The organism is Bradyrhizobium canariense, from assembly GCF_900105125.1.
Taxonomy (GTDB): Bacteria; Pseudomonadota; Alphaproteobacteria; order Rhizobiales; family Xanthobacteraceae; genus Bradyrhizobium; species Bradyrhizobium canariense_A.
Window position 1 is genome coordinate 6,187,071 of the sequence record NZ_LT629750.1, and the last position, 15,074, is coordinate 6,202,144.

The 15,074-nt window shown below is 61.6% G+C and carries 23 protein-coding genes; 16 read left to right on the plus strand and 7 right to left on the minus strand.

The annotated features are described in order from the left end of the window. Positions 1–20 precede the first annotated feature (20 nt). Positions 21–986: a 2-hydroxyacid dehydrogenase gene (locus BLV09_RS29260; RefSeq protein ID WP_146689874.1), complete on the minus strand. Its 966-nt coding sequence runs from the start codon at positions 984–986 to the stop codon at positions 21–23. A gap of 131 nt (positions 987–1,117) precedes the next feature. On the opposite strand from BLV09_RS29260, the gene BLV09_RS29265 reads away from it, so the two are divergent. From BLV09_RS29265 to BLV09_RS29285, 5 genes are all read left to right on the plus strand, one after another. Beyond that, positions 1,118–1,486, plus strand: a complete 369-nt coding sequence (locus BLV09_RS29265; protein ID WP_100385638.1) for a YciI family protein — start codon at positions 1,118–1,120, stop codon at positions 1,484–1,486. Further along, positions 1,483–2,754 (plus strand): RNA polymerase sigma factor, encoded by a 1,272-nt coding sequence (locus BLV09_RS29270; protein ID WP_146689875.1) that lies wholly within the window; start codon positions 1,483–1,485, stop codon positions 2,752–2,754. The genes BLV09_RS29265 and BLV09_RS29270 overlap by 4 nt, the downstream gene beginning before the upstream one ends. 206 nt (positions 2,755–2,960) lie before the next feature. Then, a complete protein-coding gene (locus BLV09_RS29275; RefSeq protein ID WP_146689876.1) occupies positions 2,961–3,374 on the plus strand; it encodes a DoxX family protein in 414 nt (137 codons plus the stop codon). 37 nt (positions 3,375–3,411) lie between these two features. Beyond that, positions 3,412–3,960, plus strand: coding sequence for an SRPBCC family protein (locus tag BLV09_RS29280; protein WP_146689877.1), 549 nt, complete (start codon positions 3,412–3,414; stop codon positions 3,958–3,960). A 39-nt stretch (positions 3,961–3,999) separates the two neighbouring features. Further along, on the plus strand, positions 4,000–4,413 hold the full coding sequence (locus tag BLV09_RS29285) for a VOC family protein (protein ID WP_146689878.1): 414 nt from the start codon (positions 4,000–4,002) through the stop codon (positions 4,411–4,413). Between the two features lie 77 nt (positions 4,414–4,490). Here BLV09_RS29285 and BLV09_RS29290 read toward each other — a convergent pair whose 3' ends face one another. The 5 genes from BLV09_RS29290 to BLV09_RS29310 form a co-directional block, all read right to left on the minus strand. Then, the gene (locus BLV09_RS29290; protein ID WP_146691355.1) at positions 4,491–4,928 is read right to left on the minus strand and encodes a hypothetical protein; all 438 of its coding nucleotides are present in this window, start codon (positions 4,926–4,928) and stop codon (positions 4,491–4,493) included. Positions 4,929–5,117: 189 nt separating this feature from the next. Beyond that, positions 5,118–5,420, minus strand: coding sequence for a hypothetical protein (locus tag BLV09_RS29295; protein WP_146689879.1), 303 nt, complete (start codon positions 5,418–5,420; stop codon positions 5,118–5,120). A gap of 98 nt (positions 5,421–5,518) precedes the next feature. Beyond that, positions 5,519–6,307, minus strand: a complete 789-nt coding sequence (locus BLV09_RS29300; RefSeq protein ID WP_146689880.1) for an SDR family NAD(P)-dependent oxidoreductase — start codon at positions 6,305–6,307, stop codon at positions 5,519–5,521. An 89-nt stretch (positions 6,308–6,396) separates the two neighbouring features. Continuing rightward, a complete protein-coding gene (locus tag BLV09_RS29305; protein WP_100385644.1) occupies positions 6,397–6,690 on the minus strand; it encodes a hypothetical protein in 294 nt (97 codons plus the stop codon). Between the two features lie 26 nt (positions 6,691–6,716). Then, positions 6,717–6,962 (minus strand): hypothetical protein, encoded by a 246-nt coding sequence (locus BLV09_RS29310; protein WP_244548843.1) that lies wholly within the window; start codon positions 6,960–6,962, stop codon positions 6,717–6,719. 20 nt (positions 6,963–6,982) lie between these two features. Between BLV09_RS29310 and BLV09_RS37770 the strand changes: the two genes are divergently transcribed. Further along, on the plus strand, positions 6,983–7,123 hold the full coding sequence (locus BLV09_RS37770; protein ID WP_197684989.1) for a TetR family transcriptional regulator: 141 nt from the start codon (positions 6,983–6,985) through the stop codon (positions 7,121–7,123). Between the two features lie 36 nt (positions 7,124–7,159). Here BLV09_RS37770 and BLV09_RS29320 read toward each other — a convergent pair whose 3' ends face one another. Next, a complete protein-coding gene (locus tag BLV09_RS29320) occupies positions 7,160–7,657 on the minus strand; it encodes a winged helix-turn-helix transcriptional regulator (RefSeq protein WP_146689881.1) in 498 nt (165 codons plus the stop codon). 144 nt (positions 7,658–7,801) lie between these two features. On the opposite strand from BLV09_RS29320, the gene BLV09_RS29325 reads away from it, so the two are divergent. The 10 genes from BLV09_RS29325 (at position 7,802) to BLV09_RS29370 (ending at position 15,067) form a co-directional block, all read left to right on the plus strand. Next, positions 7,802–8,461: a glutathione S-transferase family protein gene (locus tag BLV09_RS29325; protein ID WP_146689882.1), complete on the plus strand. Its 660-nt coding sequence runs from the start codon at positions 7,802–7,804 to the stop codon at positions 8,459–8,461. Beyond that, positions 8,458–8,823 carry a nuclear transport factor 2 family protein gene (locus tag BLV09_RS29330; RefSeq protein ID WP_146689883.1) on the plus strand — a complete coding sequence of 122 codons (366 nt, stop codon included), beginning with the start codon at positions 8,458–8,460 and terminating at the stop codon, positions 8,821–8,823. The genes BLV09_RS29325 and BLV09_RS29330 overlap by 4 nt, the downstream gene beginning before the upstream one ends. Before the next feature lie 85 nt (positions 8,824–8,908). Then, positions 8,909–10,114 (plus strand): serine hydrolase domain-containing protein, encoded by a 1,206-nt coding sequence (locus BLV09_RS29335; protein ID WP_146689884.1) that lies wholly within the window; start codon positions 8,909–8,911, stop codon positions 10,112–10,114. A gap of 136 nt (positions 10,115–10,250) precedes the next feature. Further along, a complete protein-coding gene (locus BLV09_RS29340) occupies positions 10,251–10,667 on the plus strand; it encodes a YciI family protein (RefSeq protein WP_146689885.1) in 417 nt (138 codons plus the stop codon). Positions 10,668–10,716: 49 nt separating this feature from the next. Beyond that, complete coding sequence (locus BLV09_RS29345) at positions 10,717–11,136, plus strand: YciI family protein (RefSeq protein WP_146689886.1); 420 nt, start codon at positions 10,717–10,719, stop codon at positions 11,134–11,136. A 74-nt stretch (positions 11,137–11,210) separates the two neighbouring features. Further along, positions 11,211–11,933: a TetR/AcrR family transcriptional regulator gene (locus BLV09_RS29350; RefSeq protein ID WP_146689887.1), complete on the plus strand. Its 723-nt coding sequence runs from the start codon at positions 11,211–11,213 to the stop codon at positions 11,931–11,933. A 117-nt stretch (positions 11,934–12,050) separates the two neighbouring features. Beyond that, positions 12,051–12,527 (plus strand): DUF2852 domain-containing protein, encoded by a 477-nt coding sequence (locus BLV09_RS29355; protein WP_100385652.1) that lies wholly within the window; start codon positions 12,051–12,053, stop codon positions 12,525–12,527. Positions 12,528–12,923: 396 nt separating this feature from the next. Beyond that, complete coding sequence (gene tolQ / locus BLV09_RS29360; protein WP_100385654.1) at positions 12,924–13,637, plus strand: protein TolQ; 714 nt, start codon at positions 12,924–12,926, stop codon at positions 13,635–13,637. Between the two features lie 37 nt (positions 13,638–13,674). After that, positions 13,675–14,121 (plus strand): protein TolR, encoded by a 447-nt coding sequence (tolR, locus tag BLV09_RS29365; protein WP_100385655.1) that lies wholly within the window; start codon positions 13,675–13,677, stop codon positions 14,119–14,121. Positions 14,122–14,131: 10 nt separating this feature from the next. Then, the gene (locus tag BLV09_RS29370) at positions 14,132–15,067 is read left to right on the plus strand and encodes a protein TolA (protein ID WP_100385656.1); all 936 of its coding nucleotides are present in this window, start codon (positions 14,132–14,134) and stop codon (positions 15,065–15,067) included. Positions 15,068–15,074: the final 7 nt, after the last annotated feature.

Here is a 15,074-nt window from a genome sequence, read left to right on the forward strand (position 1 = left end):
CGTCACGCTATCGCGCGTTCCTAATACCCCCGCGTGGGATTGACGATGTTTTCGAGCGTTCCCCCGGCCTCAAAGCGCTCGATCTGCCGCGCGACGTATTTCGATATCTCGTCGGGATCGGTGTCGGCGGCATTGTGCGGCGTCAGCACGACCTTCGGATGCGTCCAGAACGGACTGTCCGGTGGCAGCGGTTCGGTGGCATAGACGTCCAGCGAAGCCGCACCAAGCGTGCCGTCGTCAAGGCATGCAAGAATATCGGCTTCGTTTTGCAGGCCGCCGCGCCCGGCATTGATCAGGACCGGCGCGCCCATCGGGCTGCTGCGGTTGAGCCTTGAGAACAATCCGCGATTCAAGATGTGCCGCGTATCCGGCGTCAGCGGCAACAGGCAGACCAGGATATCGGTCTGCTGCAGAAACGGCTCGAGTTGCGCTTGGCCGTGAAAGCAGTCGATGCCGTCGATCTCTTTCGGACTTCGGCTCCAGCCGGAGACGCGAAAGCCGAGTTTCGCCAGCGCTCGCGCCGCGTCTGCGCCAAGTGTGCCGAGGCCCATGATCCCAGCCGAAATCGCGCTCGCCGGCCATTGAGATTTGGGCGCCCAGCGTTTCTCGCGCTGGCTGGCCCGCAGGTAAAGTTCCTGCCGGTGATGCATCAGCACATGAAGCACGACATATTCCGTCATGCGCGCGGTGAGATCGGAGACGGCCACGCGGACCAGCGGCACGTTCGGCAGGCGGCCATCGGCCATCAACGCGTCGACGCCGGCGCCGAGGTTGAAAATGACCCGCAGATTTGGAAATGCGGCGAGTTCCCCTGGCGAGGGCTTCCAGACCGCGGCGTAATGGACCTCCGCAGGGTCGAACCCGGAATCGGGCAGCAGCAGAACGCGCCGATCAGGGCATACCTGGTCAAATCGGCTTTTCCATCGCGCCGGCGACCAGTTTTCGGTCGCGCCATGGATGAGGAGGGCAAGCGTGCCTTTATTCATTGGATTTTTGCCTGAGATGTTCGGAAGTTCCGGCAACATACCGGCCCGGGTGGCCCAAGCAAAATATTTCCGCTTTGCTGTCGGCTTCGCGCCGCCTTATTCGTCGTTGCAGTGAACAGGAGCCTTGTCCCATGCTCTACGCGATCCTTTGCTACCATGACGAAGATGCCGTCGGCTCCTGGACCAAGGAGCAGGACGCCGCCGTGATGCAGAAACTCGGCGTCGTGCAAGATAAACTCGCCAAACAGGGCCGGCTCGGGCCGGTCGCGCGGCTGTTGCCGACCACCGCTGCGACCACCCTGCGCAAGGAGAATCCGCCTGTCGTGCTCGACGGGCCCTTTGCCGAGACCAAGGAACAGCTGCTCGGCTTCTACATCGTCGATTGCAACAATCTGGACGAGGCGCTGGACGTCGCGCGCGATCTCGGCGCCGCCAATCCCGGCGGCGCTTACGAAATCCGTCCCGTCGGCCTGCTCAATCCCGGGAGCATCAAGACGTGACCGATACCGCCTGGATCGATGCCGCGCTGACCTCGGCGCGCCCCCAGGCGGTCGGCGCGCTGCTGCGCTATTTCCGCAATCTCGACACCGCCGAGGAAGCCTTCCAGAACGCCTGCCTGCGCGCGCTGAAAAGCTGGCCGCAGAACGGGCCGCCACGCGATCCGGCGGCGTGGCTGATCATGGTCGGACGCAACGTCGCGATCGACGATATCAGGCGCAGCCGCAAGCAGGAGCCGCTGCCCGAGGACGACGTCATCTCCGATCTCGACGATGCCGAGGAGCGGCTTGCCGAGCGGCTCGACGGCTCGCATTACCGCGACGATATCTTGCGGCTGTTGTTCATCTGCTGCCATCCCGATCTGCCGCCGACGCAGCAGATCGCGCTGGCGCTTCGCATCGTCTCCGGGCTGACCGTAAAACAGATCGCGCGCGCCTTTCTGGTCAGTGAGGCCGCGATGGAGCAGCGTATCACCCGCGCCAAGGCGCGGGTCGCCGATGCCGATGTGCCGTTCGAAACGCCAGGCGCCGTGGAGCGAACCGAGCGGCTCTCCGTGGTCGCCGCGATGGTCTATTTGATTTTCAACGAGGGATATTCCGCCAGCGGAGACACCGCCGAAATCCGCAGCTCGCTGTGCGAGGAAGCCATTCGCCTCGCGCGGCTATTGCTGCGGCTGTTCCAGGGCGAGCCCGAGATCATGGGGCTGACGGCGCTATTGTTGCTGCAGCATGCCCGTGCCACTGCGCGTTTTGATGCCGACGGCGCGCTGGTGCTGCTCGACGATCAAGACCGTGGCCTATGGAATCAGAAGATGATCGCGGAGGGACTGGCGCTGATCGACAAGGCGATGCGCCATCGCCAAAGCGGGCCCTATCAGGTTCAGGCGGCGATCGCGGCCCTGCATGCCCGCGCCGCCAAACCCTCGGATACCGACTGGACCCAGATCGATCTGCTCTATGGCGCGCTTGAGATCATGCAGCCGTCGCCGGTAGTCACGCTCAATCGCGCGGTGGCGGTATCCAAGGTGCGCGGGCCCGAGGCGGCGCTTGAAATGATCGAGCCGCTCGGCGAACGGCTGTCGAATTATTTTCATTTCTTTGGCGTGCGCGGCGCATTTCTGATGCAGCTCGGTCGCAATGACGAGGCGCGGATCGCCTTCGACCACGCCATCGCGCTCGCCAACACCACGGCGGAAGCGGCCCATATCCGCATGCATCTCGACCGCCTGATGCGCGACAGCCAGCCGCAAGGCGCAAAGGCTGGGAAGTAAGACCCGAAGCCTCAACCAGCCGAAGTTTTCAGGACTCGTCATGCCCGGCAGAAGCGCGAAGCGTCTCTTCGCGCGGGCTGGACGGCGCCTGACCATAACGAACCACGGGACATCCCGAACCTTCTTTTTAAAAATAATTCATTCTCTCTGTCGGATTGCGTTTGCCCCGTTCGTCCAGGGATTGAGCATCACCAATGGAGCAAGCCATGCCGACGATTGCGGACACCGCAGCGGTCTCCAAGCCAGCGCTTTGGACCGGCCGCGCCCTGAGCGGTCTCGTTATTGTATTTATGCTGTTCGACGGCGCCATCAAGCTGGTGCCGTGGCCGGTCGTCACCGAAACGATGGACCGGATGGGTTATGGTTCGAGCGAAACGCTGGCGCGCAGCCTTGGCCTCATCACCGTCGTCTGCACCGTACTGTACGCGGTGCCGCCGACCTCGATCCTCGGCGCCATCCTGCTGACCGGCTATCTCGGTGGCGCGATGGCATCGCATGTGCGGATCGACAGCCCGTTGTTCAGCCAGATCCTGTTCGGATTTTATCTGGGGCTGATGGTCTGGGGCGGGCTGTGGTTGCGCAACAGAAGCTCGCGCGCATTAATGCTGTTTTCGCGCTGACATGTATCGCCGGTAATTTGCAGGTACGAGGTCTTCCATGTTCGAAATCATTGCCATCGTCGCCGTCGTGCTTGCGATCGCCATTGCGATTGTTCTGATCCTGGCTGCAATCAAGCCGGAAACGTTCAGTGTCGAGCGCGCAATCAGCGTCAAGGCGCCGGCCGACAAGATCTTTCCGCTGATCAACGATTTTCACCAGTGGGGATCATGGTCGCCTTACGAGAACAAGGATCCCGCCATGAATCGCAGCTATAGCGGCGCGGCGAGCGGCAAGGGCGCGGTCTACGCGTGGGAAGGCAACAGCAATGTCGGCTCAGGCCGGATGGAAATCCTCGACATTTCGGTGCCTTCGAAAATTCTCATCAAGCTCGATTTCTTCAAGCCATTCGAAGGCCACAACACGGCCGAGTTCATCATGTTGCCGCAGGGTGATGCCACAAACCCGACCACTGACCTTACCTGGACGATGCGTGGTCCCGCACCGTTCATGTCGAAAGTGATGCAGGTGTTCATGAACCTGGATCGCATGATCGGCAAAGACTTCGAAATCGGCCTCGCCAATTTGAAAAGGCTCACCGAGAAATAACCGAATACCACAGGCGTCCACCACCGAAAGGAGCGAACGATGCAGATCAATCCCTATCTGTTTTACGACAGCAATTGCGAAGCAGCTTTCAAGTTCTACGAGAGGGTTCTCGGCGGAAAAATCGAGATGATGCTGAGGAATGAGGAGGCTCCGGAGTCGATGCCGTCGCCGCCGGAACGAAAAAAGAATATCATGCACGCCAGGATGTCGATTGACGGCCAGGTGCTGATGGCCTCGGATGCGCCCCCGGAACATTTCCATAAACCGCAGGGCTTTTCGGTCTCGCTGACGGTCGGCGATCCCGCCGAGGCCGAACGCAAGTTCAAGGCGCTCTGCGAAGGCGGCAGCGTCAACATGCCATTTAGCAAGACTTTCTTCTCCAGGGGCTTCGGCATGGTCGTCGACCAGTTCGGCATTCCCTGGATGGTCAATTGCCCGCTCGAGGGCCACTGACCAAAGCGCGGAGCGCGATCGCGGATGGAGCCGGCTCTCTGTAATAGAATCCGGATTGAGCCGTCAGCGGTCGCGCGCTACCGGCACGATGGATAAATCGCTGCGAGTTCGCGCCCGCGCAGCAACAGCAGGTGCGACGACAATCCGCCGCGGCGCTCGATCCAGCTCCGCACCGCGGCAGGATAGGCTTCCAGCACCAGCTCGGACGCTTCCGGCTCGGCATACATCCTGCCGCGCCGGTCGATCGATCGCGCGGCATGGAATCCGAGTACCGCCCGGCGCGTTACGCAGATGCGATTGCTGGGAACCACGCTCAGCACCAGCGTGCAGGCCGACAGGCACGGTCCGTCGATGACGACGCGTTCGCCGGATTCGCGGACGCCTTCGAACAAATCGAGGAAGGGGCCGACCTGTCCGCCGGGGCTGCCGAGAATGCGGATCTCGGCATGCAGCGGTGAGGCGAGAGCAACCAGCAGCGCCGTTACGAGATAAGTCTTCAGGCCAGCCTTTGGCATGATGAGCAGCTCCAGGAGCGAGATGGCTTTGGACGGAATCGCCATCGCTCTCTGCTCCATTGTTGAAGCATGATCTTTTCGGAAAATCGCTACCCACTTTTCCGGATCATGCTCGACACGCCCCGTAACCAAAAAAGCTAGTCAGGCATCGGTCGCTCGACAAGGCGCGTCATCTGCCGGGTTCCCGGGTCAATGCCGCAAGTCGAAAGCCGCGACGCGGTTGATGTCGGCCAGCCGCCGGTCGGCGCCGGCGCGAAAATCCAGGCTTGCGACCAGATCGAGCAGGCGATGGTAGGCGCGGTCGGCGACCGAGACAGGCAACGGCTCTTCGTCGAAGGTCTCGACGTAGCTGCCGACGATGCCGCTCAGCAGGCGGCACAAAGCGCGCTGCTCCGGATCGCCTTTGCTCAGAGTGTCCAGTTGTTGCTGAAAAGCGCGGAAAGTCCGCAGGCCGTGATGCTGCTCAGAGAGCCACGTATGCAAATCGTTCATGTTAGCCTCTTCAAAATGGAGAAGAAGCTACCGGTTTATATAGCGAGATCGAGCGATCGGCAAATGACGTTTTTGTATCGGTCCGGCGCAAGAATGTCTTACCCGTTTCTTCGCTCGCCGCGCAGCGTCGGCAATCCGATGCCTGCGGCGTCGAAACCGCCGTCGACGGCGAGAATCTGTCCGGTAATGTAGCTCGAGCGATCGCTGCACAGGAACAACACCGCTTCCGCCAGTTCCTCTTCCAGGCCGTAACGGTTGAGCGGGATCGCGTCGTGATAGTCGGCGCGGATCTCCGGCGAATGGACTGCTTTCGCCATGGCGGTATCGACCGGACCGGGCGCGACGCCGTTGACACGAATGCCGAGCGAGGCCAGTTCGACGGCGAGTTGCTTGGTGAGATGCGCGAGCCCGGCTTTGCTGGTGCCGTAGGCCGAGCGCAGCGTCGAGGCGCGTACGGCCGAGATCGAGGTGATGTTGACCACCGCGCCACCGCCATGTTCGCGCATCAATGGCGCAGCCGCCTTGGTGCAGAGGAAGGGCCCGGTGAGATTGACCGCCAGCACCCGGTTCCAGTCCTGATCGGAGGTTTCCAGTAGCGGCGCGAACACGGCAATGCCGGCATTATTGACGAGCGCGTCGAGCCTGCCAAAGCGCCCGCTCACGGTGACCATCGCGGCGGCGACCGCACCGGCATCGGAAACGTCGCAATGCAGTGCAAGCGTGTTGTCCGGGTTGGCCAGCGCGGCGTGAGCGCTATCCAGCAACTCGCCTTCGATGTCGAGCAGCGCCACGCGCCAGCCCTCGGCGAGAAATCGTTTCGCGGTCGCAAGCCCGATGCCGCGCGCCGCGCCGGTCACCAACGCGACTTTCTGTGGGGTCGGTATCATGGGGATGCCGTCATCCTCTGGGGTTGGCAGGCCGCGCGATGCCGTTGCGTCGCGCAGCCCGCACTCAGAAGACGGAAACCACCTCTAGGTCAAGCCGCCGATCGGTTCTTGATGGCGCCGACAATGGCGGTGAGAACGGCACCGGCAACGCCGCCACCGGCCACCTGGCCGATGATGCTGCCGATATCCGGCGTCGAGGCGCCATTGGCGAGCAGCGGGAGGAACATGCCGAGGAGCTGACCCCCGACTCCGCCGCCGACGGCGCCCGCGATTGTGTTTCCGAGCGTACCGAGATCGATGTTCTTGGCTGCCCCCGCGGCGACGTTTCCGCCGACCGCGCCACTAATGATCTGGATGATCAGATTAACGAGTAATCCCGACATGGCGTCATACTCCCCAGATCCGATGTTCAGTTTCGGTTGTGTGCACGGCGCCGGACCACCACCGGGCGACGCAGCTTAGGCGCATGGGGCAGCAAGGTCACGCTGCGTTCGCGAAGGATTCGGTTGAAAAGTACGAACCCGCGAAGGCCCAACCCCACAAGTTTGGGGTTGGGACAATCAGGCTTTTCGGCTCGCGCGAGATAATTGCCCTCAATCGAGGGAAATATCTCGAGCACTTCGAAGTAGTGATCCCAGAACAGTGTTTCCCGCAAATGGTCGTACAGCCAAGCCCATGCGGACCGAGCGCGCCGGGGTCAGCATCGGCTCGGTCTACCAGTATTTTTCGAGCAAGGACGCGCGCACGCTGGCATTAACTGAAGGCGTGGGTTGCGGCGTGCAAGCATTCATAGCGCGGCTGCTCCAGGCGTCGTGATTTCATCGATAGTGATGCGCGGATCAGTCGCAAATGTTATTTCCGAGCCACGATGCTCTGATATGCCGCCTGGAGCCGCTCGCCGACTGATGGTCCCACTTTCTTGCGACGCTTGATGCCGAGATGGGTCTGGCGCAACTCGTCCATGAATTCCGCCCACATCTTCGGGCCGCCTTCACTCAACAGCTTGGCGCGGATGCCGAGCTCTTCGCTGACCGGAAGGTACTTGTATCCCCAACCCGCCATCTGGGCGAGGATCGGCAGCAGTTCGATGCCCTGTTCGGTGAGCGAGTAGATTCCCTTCTGCTTGTGGCTGGGGTCGTCCTCGCGCGTGATGATGCCCTGCTCGAGCAGCGTCCTCAGCCGGTCGGCGAGAATATTGGAGGAAATGCCTTCGTCGGATTTGGTCAACAGCTCGCGAAAATGCCGGCGGTTGCCGAACATCATGTCGCGGATGACGAGCAGGCTCCACTTGTCGCCGACCACCTCCAGCGTGAGATTGATCGGGCAGCCGGACCGCTGAACCTCGGTCATCCTATCCTCCGGTTCTGCCCACGGCGCAGGACCAAAAAACCGCTTGCAATATTGCACCAGTTGTCTCAGATTGCAACTGGTTGCAAATTACAATCAGTATGAAGCGCGGCAGCGCAATGCGCTCCGGCACATCAGGGAGGTCGCATGTCACTGACGTTGCATTTTCATCCGCTTTCGTCGTTCTGCTGGAAGGCGCTGATCGCCTTGTATGAGAACGACACGGCGTTCACGCCGAAGATGGTCAATCTCGGCGACGAGGCCGAGCGTGCGGCGCTGTTGAAACTGTGGCCGATCGGCAAGTTTCCCGTGCTTCGGGACGACGCCGAGGATCGCACGATCCCGGAGTCCAGCATCATCATCGAATATCTCGACGATCGCTATCCGGGTCCGACCCGCTTCATTCCGCGAGATGCGAAATTGGCACTGCAGACGCGGCTGCGTGACCGTTTTTACGATCTGTACGTGCACTTGTCGGTGCAGAAGATCGTCGGTGACCGCCTGCGACCGGCGGGAGCGAAAGATCCGCACGGCGTTGAAGAAGCCAAGGCGCGGCTATGGTCGTGCTACGGCATGATCGACAAGGAGATCGCCAGCAGGAACTGGGCGATGGGAGAGGCTTTCAGCATGGCCGATTGCGCCGCGTCGCCAGCGCTGTTCTACGCCGACAAGGTGTTGCCGTTCGGCGATGCGCACAAGAACGTGACGGCGTATCTGGATCGCCTGAAGGCGCGGCCGGCCTTTGCGCGCGTGATCAGGGAAGCCGAACCTTATTTTAGCATGTTCCCGCGAGGAGACGTGACATGAGCGGCAGCAAATCCGACATCATCCGCGCCCTCTTCGCCGCCTATCTCGCCAACGACCGCAAGACGGTCGAGGATTTCTTCACGGATGATTTCCGCTTTACCAGTCCCTATGACGACGAGATCGACAGGGCCACTTACTTCGCGCGCTGCTGGCGGATCAGCGACTGGATCGAACGGCATCAGCTCGAACGGATCTTCGTCGAGGGCAGCGGGGTCTTTGTGACCTACCGGTGCCTGGCCAAGGACGGCAAGAGCTTTCGGAATACCGAGTTCTTCACGTTCGAAGGCGACAGGATCAGGCGCATCGATGTTTATTTCGGTGCTACCTACCGCCACGGTGTGTTCGTCAAACAATCACAATAAAGTTTGATTGGAATGTCGGCTCAGCGCGATCTGGTTCGTCGTCCTGCAGGGATCATGATTGGCTATCTCTGAAAAGGAGCAAGGGATGAGCGTCACAGGAGCCGGCGGACTTTCGGAAACGCGCCTCAAGCGCATGCACGACATCATGGCCGGCCACGTCGAAGCGGGCGAGATGCCGGGTCTGGTGACGTTGGTCAGCCGGCGCGGCGAGATTCACGCCGATGCGATCGGCAAAATGGCGATCGGTGGCGCGCCGATGCAACGCGACACCATCTTCCGCATCACCTCCATGACCAAGCCGGTGACGGCAGTCGCGGCGATGATCCTGGTCGAGGAATGCAAATTGCGCCTCGACGATCCCGTCGATCCATGGTTGCCGGAGCTTGCTGATCGCAAGGTGTTGCGCGCGATCGATGCGGCGCTCGACGACACCGTGCCGGCCAAACGCGCGATCACCTTGCGCGATTTGCTGACGTTCCGCCTGGGCCTCGGCATGCTCATGGTGTTTCCGGACCGCTATCCGATCCAGAAAGCCATTGCCGAGGCGGGCTTCGCGCCGGGGCCGGTGTTTCCGTCGTTTCAGCCCGATGAGTTGATGAGGTGTTATGGCAGCCTGCCGTTGCTCTATCAGCCCGGCGAGCGCTGGCTCTACAACAGCGGAACGGAAATCCTTGGCGTGTTGATCGCGCGCGCGTCCGGTGCGACGTTAGGCGAATTCACGAGCGAGCGCATCTTCGCGCCGCTGGGCATGAAGGACACGGCGTTCAGCGTGCCGGAGGCCAAGCGTGAGCGGTTTGCAACCAGCTATATGCGCGATCACGCGACGCAGGAACTGAAAGTGTTCGATGATCCCGTCACCGGTAAATTCGCCAATCCGCCGCTCTTTGAAAATGGCAGTGCCGGCCTGGTCTCGACCGCCGGCGACTTCAACGCGTTCGCGCAGATGATGCTGAACGGAGGCCGCTTCAGAGGCGAACGCATTCTGTCGCGGCCGTCGATCGAGCTGATGACATCAAACCAGATCACCTCGGAACAGAAATTGGGCTCGGAATTGTTTTTCGGTGACATCAGGGGATGGGGCATGGGCCTTTCCGTCTTCACCGGGCGGGACGACCTCTGCACGACGCCGGGCCGGTTCGGCTGGGACGGCGGCTACGGCACCTCCTGGTATTCCGACCCGCGCGAACAACTCACCGGCATCCTGTTGACGCAGCGGATGATGGATTCGCCGCAGCCTCCGCGCGCCTTTGCCGATTTCTGGACCTTGGCCTATCAGGCCATCGACGATTGAGGGCGCGGCAAACGCCATGCAATTACCTCGGAAATAATTCCGCGACCGATGTCGGTCCCGCAAAACCCCATTCGTCTTGTTGATGAGCGTCGGTTCACAGCCGGCCCGGACCTCGAAAAGCAAACGGAGAGTGACGATGCGATTCATGGTGATTGTGAAAGCCAGCAAGGATAGCGAGGCCGGCGCGATGCCGAGTACGGAATTGCTGACCGCGATGGGCAAGTTCAACGAGGAAATGGTGAAAGCCGGCGTGATGCAGGCGGGCGAAGGCCTGCATCCGACCTCGCGGGGCGCGCGGGTCAGATATTCCGGTGGGCAGAGCGCGGTGAGCCGTGGGCCGTTCAGCCTGACCAATGATCTGGTCTCCGGCTTCTGGATGATCCAGACCAAATCGCTCGAGGAGGCGATCGACTGGATGAAGCGCACGCCGTTCGATGGCGGGGCCGAAATCGAAATCCGGCAGGTTTTCTCGGCAGAGGATTTCGGCGAAGCGCTGACGCCCGAGCTGCGCGAGCAGGAGGCGCGGCTCCGCGCCCAGACTGCGAAGAAATAACGCGAAGAATAACCGGCCCCCAACCATCTGCAAACAGGACCAGACGACGATGCGATTCATGATGCTGATGATTCCAAGAGGCTATGAGACGGCGGAGGCGGGCACCATGCCTTCCGCGGAAGCGGTCGCCGCCATGATGAAATATAACGAGGCATTGAAGGACGCGGGCGTCCTGATCACGCTCGACGGCCTGCATCCGCCATCCATGGGCGCGCGGGTTTCGTTTGCCGATGGCAAGCCCCTCGTGACCGACGGCCCCTTTACCGAGGCCAAGGAGGTGCTCGGCGGTTACTGGATGATCGACGTGTCGTCACGCGACGAGGCGATCGCCTGGGCGAAGCGGTGTCCGGCCTCCAACAACGAGATCATTGAAATCCGCCAGGTGCAGGAAATGTCGGAATTCCCTCCCGACGTTCAGAAGGCGGCGGCCGGGTTCACCGAACTGCAGGGTAATTCCACGGCGCGCTAATCATGACGGGTTCCCGCCGCCTGACGTGGCGATGCTAGTGACCTTTGCGGCCGGCTCATGTAAAAGCCATTTACATGAGCTGGAGCAAAGATCCGGGCCGCGCCGAGCGCGGCTACCATCACGGCAATCTGAAAGAGGCGCTGCTACAGGCAGCACTCGATCTGATCGCGAAGAAGGGCCCCGCCGGGTTCACCTTCGCGGACGCCGCGCGGCTGGCCGGCGTCAGCCCAGCGGCACCTTACCGGCATTTTCGCGATCGCGACGAGTTGTTGTCGAGTATCGCGCAGCGCGGCTTCGAACAGTTCGAGGCGATGCTGACCAGCGCCTGGGATGACGGGCGTCCGGACACCGTCACGGCGTTCGAGCGGGTCGGCAAGGCCTATCTCGCTTTCGCCCGCGAAGAGCCGGCGTTCTATTCGGCGATGTTCGAATCCGGGCTTCCTGTCGACCTTAATCCGGCGCTGCTTGCAGCGAGTGAGCGCGCGTTCGCGGTGATCCGGGCAGCGGCGGAGCGCCTCGCTGCGCTGGCGCCACCCGGCACGCCGCGGCCGCCGGCCATGATGATGGCGCTGCACATCTGGTCGATGTCGCATGGCGTGGCGTCGCTGTTCGCGCGCGGCGATGCGGCGCGACGCAAGCTGCCGATGTCGGCGGAGGATCTGCTCGAAGCCGAGGTGTTGATCTATCTGCGCGGTCTCGGCTTCCAGACCGGCGGCAGAACGGCCGAGCCAAAAGACCCGGCCGATCAAAAATCCGCCGCTGCTCCTGTTGCGGGCCCTTGGGGCACCCCAAAATAAATCTGAAAATAAATGCCGGAGCGCCGCTTGCGCCCGGCTTGACAAAAACTCGGGATGGTTTAGGTATGTAAATGTTATTTACATTCACAACGGCGTGATGCCGTCATGGAGAGGGAAATGGCCTACACCGCAGATGTCCATCGATGGCGCGGCCCCGCAGAGGAACCCTACCGGCCGCCGCATATGCACGTGCACCCCGGTCTGGTGATCGCGACGATTCTCGGCTTCCTGTTCTGGTGGCCGGTCGGACTTGCCTTCCTCTTTTTCACACTCAGGAGCACGAAAATGGGTTGCTGGAGTCATCAGGATCGCTGGCAGAATAAAATGGAGCGGATGCAGTACAAGATGGAGCGGATGCGCGACCATATGGAGCGGCGAGGCTTCGGCTTCCGAGGGTTTGGCCCGCCCTCGAGCGGCAACCGCGCCTTCGACGAATACCGCATGGAAACCCTGCGGCGTCTCGAGGAGGAGCAGACCGAATTCAAGGATTTCCTGGATCGCCTGCGTCACGCCAAGGACAAGGAAGAGTTCGACCAGTTCATGGCGCAGCACCGCCCGCGCCCGACCCCGCCGAACGATCAGCCGCAGAACTAAGACTTAAGTCCCAGAGCTGAAGCCCTCAGGCGGAATGCCCCCATAAAGCCTGACGGCGACACCGCCGCCCATCTGCGAAAGCAGCTGGGCGGCTTTGTTTTTGGGGCTCTGGACCCCCTTGATCGGGCGGGCCCCGCTGCCCCCTTTTGACGCAGCCAAAATACCCTGTGGTAACTCGGTCTTAACCATGATTAGCGTCTGGTTAGAGGCGTAAAGACGCGCTGACAGCCCTTGTTTTGACATGTTGGCGGGGGATGCAGGCCTCGGCTTCGGACGGGCCTCCCATGCGACACAACAAGGCTCTCGCGCTGCGCTTTCCCGCGCACCTGACGCGCGGCTGTGGAACCGGCAGCCATTTGCTCCCGGGGATTTTGGGACGTTGAGAGGATACCGATCATGAATCCGGCCGACGTGGCTCAGTCAGCCTTGCCAATGGCGTCTAGCGACGTATCGCTGATCGCACTGTTTTTGCAGGCCGCCTGGATCGTCAAGGTGGTGATGTTGGGGCTGCTTGCCTGCTCCGTATGGGTCTGGGCGATCGCGATCGACAAGATCTTCCTGTATGCGCGCACCAAGCGTGCCATGGACCGCTTTGAGCAGGCGTTCTGGTCCGGGCAGTCGATCGAGGAACTCTATCGCGCGCTGTCGGCCAAGCCGACGCAATCGATGGCGGCCTGTTTTGTCGCAGCGATGCGGGAATGGAAACGTTCGTTCGAAAGCCAGGCCCGATCCTTTGCCGGGCTTCAGATGCGGATCGAGAAGGTGATGAACGTGTCGATCGCCCGCGAAATCGAGCGACTGGAACGCCGCCTGCTGGTGCTGGCGACCGTCGGTTCCGCGGGGCCGTTCGTCGGACTGTTCGGCACGGTCTGGGGCATCATGTCGAGCTTCCAGTCGATCGCCGCCTCCAAGAACACCTCGCTGGCGGTGGTGGCGCCCGGCATCGCCGAAGCGCTGTTTGCCACCGCAATCGGCCTTATCGCCGCCATCCCGGCGACTATTTTCTACAATAAGTTCACGTCCGAGGTAAACCGGCAGGCCCAGCGGCTCGAGGGGTTCGCCGACGAATTTTCAGCGATCCTGTCGCGCCAGATCGACGAGCGGGCGTGAGGGACGGTATAATCATGAGCATCGTGAGCACCAGATCATGGCGATGAACATGGCAGGTTCGGCGAGCAGCGGCCGCCGCGGTCGCCGTCGCGCCGTAATGGCGGAAATCAACGTCACCCCGATGGTGGACGTCATGCTGGTGCTGCTGATCATCTTCATGGTGTCGGCGCCGCTGTTGACCGTTGGGGTGCCGCTCGATCTGCCGCAGACCCAGGCCAAGAGCCTCGAGCAGGACAAAACGCCGCTGCAGCTTTCGGTCGATGTGAGTGGCAAGATATTCATCAACGACACCGAAGTCGCATTCAACGAACTGATACCGAAGCTGAAGGCGATCACGGATGCCCGCGGCGGCCTCGACGAGCGTATCTTCATGCGGGCCGACAAGAAGGCGGATTACGGCACCGTCGCGAAGGTGATGGGCCTTTTGTCGGGCGCGGGCTTCAAGCGCCTGGCGCTGGTCACCGAGGTGGAGCAGGGGACCTGAGAGCGTGAAGGTGAAGGTCGACAAGACACTTGTTGCGTCTGTGGCCCTGCACGTTCTCGTGATCGGGTGGGGACTGGTGTCGTTCTCGTCCAAAGCCCTCGAATCCATGCCGGAAGAATCCTTGCCGGTTGACATCGTTTCCGCCGATCAGCTTGCCCATGTCATGGCCGGCGCGAAGACCGGCAAAAAGGAAAACCCGAAACCGCTGGTGGAGAAGGTCGCCGAAGCCAAGCCGGTGGACGATGAGGCGGTCGGCAAGATCAGCGACAAACCGCCGGTCGTGACCGACACCGCGCCGCCGCCGCAGCCGAAGCCGGTGGAAAAGCCGGTCGAGAAAAAACCGGATCCGCCGAAGCCGGTCGCCGAGAGCAAGCCCAAGGAAGAACCGAAGCCGATCGAGAAAAAGCCGGATCCGCCCAAGGTCGATCCGATCGCGGAAGCCTTGAAGAAAGAAGAGAAGAAGCCGCCGCCGAAGCCGCAAACCCAGGCCGCGACGCCACCGCCGCAACCGACCAAGCCGAAGGAACGGACCTTCGATCAGACCAAGATCGCAGCGCTGCTCGACAAGCGCGATCCGACGCGTCAGGCGGTGACCGGCGACGCGCTGAATTCCAATGCCGCGCTCGGACTTTCCAAGGGCAAGGCTGCCGACAATTCCGCGACGTGGGGCGCGATGTTCCAGTCGCAGGTCGAGCGCTGCTGGAAGAAGCCGTACGGTGGTATCGAGAGTCAGAACCCCGAGGCTGCTTTTGAGATCAAGCTGAAACGCGATGGCACGCTGGAAGCGCCGCCGGTTCCGGAAGGAAGCCCGGCTACGCCCTATCTTCGCGTTTATCAGGAGAGTGCCTTGCGCGCGATTATCGAATGTCAGCCCTATAGTTTGCCCGCAGCCTATTTCGATGAGTGGAAATATTTCGCGCCGGTATTCACCGAGCGAAGGACTTGAATGCAGC

Excerpts from the sequence above, each read along its gene's own strand:
- BLV09_RS29355 (WP_100385652.1), top strand. The coding sequence starts at position 12,051 with ATGGCCTACACCGCAGATGTCCATCGATGGCGCGGCCCCGCAGAGGAA.
- BLV09_RS29285 (WP_146689878.1), top strand. The coding sequence starts at position 4,000 with ATGCAGATCAATCCCTATCTGTTTTACGACAGCAATTGCGAAGCAGCT.
- BLV09_RS29295 (WP_146689879.1), bottom strand. The coding sequence starts at position 5,420 with ATGAACGATTTGCATACGTGGCTCTCTGAGCAGCATCACGGCCTGCGG.
- BLV09_RS29340 (WP_146689885.1), top strand. The coding sequence starts at position 10,251 with ATGCGATTCATGGTGATTGTGAAAGCCAGCAAGGATAGCGAGGCCGGC.
- BLV09_RS29280 (WP_146689877.1), top strand. The coding sequence starts at position 3,412 with ATGTTCGAAATCATTGCCATCGTCGCCGTCGTGCTTGCGATCGCCATT.
- BLV09_RS29320 (WP_146689881.1), bottom strand. The coding sequence starts at position 7,657 with ATGACCGAGGTTCAGCGGTCCGGCTGCCCGATCAATCTCACGCTGGAG.
- BLV09_RS29275 (WP_146689876.1), top strand. The coding sequence starts at position 2,961 with ATGCCGACGATTGCGGACACCGCAGCGGTCTCCAAGCCAGCGCTTTGG.
- tolR (WP_100385655.1), top strand. The coding sequence starts at position 13,675 with ATGGCGATGAACATGGCAGGTTCGGCGAGCAGCGGCCGCCGCGGTCGC.
- BLV09_RS29330 (WP_146689883.1), top strand. The coding sequence starts at position 8,458 with ATGAGCGGCAGCAAATCCGACATCATCCGCGCCCTCTTCGCCGCCTAT.
- BLV09_RS29345 (WP_146689886.1), top strand. The coding sequence starts at position 10,717 with ATGCGATTCATGATGCTGATGATTCCAAGAGGCTATGAGACGGCGGAG.
- BLV09_RS29335 (WP_146689884.1), top strand. The coding sequence starts at position 8,909 with ATGAGCGTCACAGGAGCCGGCGGACTTTCGGAAACGCGCCTCAAGCGC.
- tolQ (WP_100385654.1), top strand. The coding sequence starts at position 12,924 with ATGAATCCGGCCGACGTGGCTCAGTCAGCCTTGCCAATGGCGTCTAGC.
- BLV09_RS29260 (WP_146689874.1), bottom strand. The coding sequence starts at position 986 with ATGAATAAAGGCACGCTTGCCCTCCTCATCCATGGCGCGACCGAAAAC.
- BLV09_RS29300 (WP_146689880.1), bottom strand. The coding sequence starts at position 6,307 with ATGATACCGACCCCACAGAAAGTCGCGTTGGTGACCGGCGCGGCGCGC.
- BLV09_RS29350 (WP_146689887.1), top strand. The coding sequence starts at position 11,211 with ATGAGCTGGAGCAAAGATCCGGGCCGCGCCGAGCGCGGCTACCATCAC.
- BLV09_RS29290 (WP_146691355.1), bottom strand. The coding sequence starts at position 4,928 with ATGCCAAAGGCTGGCCTGAAGACTTATCTCGTAACGGCGCTGCTGGTT.
- BLV09_RS29305 (WP_100385644.1), bottom strand. The coding sequence starts at position 6,690 with ATGTCGGGATTACTCGTTAATCTGATCATCCAGATCATTAGTGGCGCG.
- BLV09_RS37770 (WP_197684989.1), top strand. The coding sequence starts at position 6,983 with ATGCGGACCGAGCGCGCCGGGGTCAGCATCGGCTCGGTCTACCAGTAT.
- BLV09_RS29265 (WP_100385638.1), top strand. The coding sequence starts at position 1,118 with ATGCTCTACGCGATCCTTTGCTACCATGACGAAGATGCCGTCGGCTCC.
- BLV09_RS29325 (WP_146689882.1), top strand. The coding sequence starts at position 7,802 with ATGTCACTGACGTTGCATTTTCATCCGCTTTCGTCGTTCTGCTGGAAG.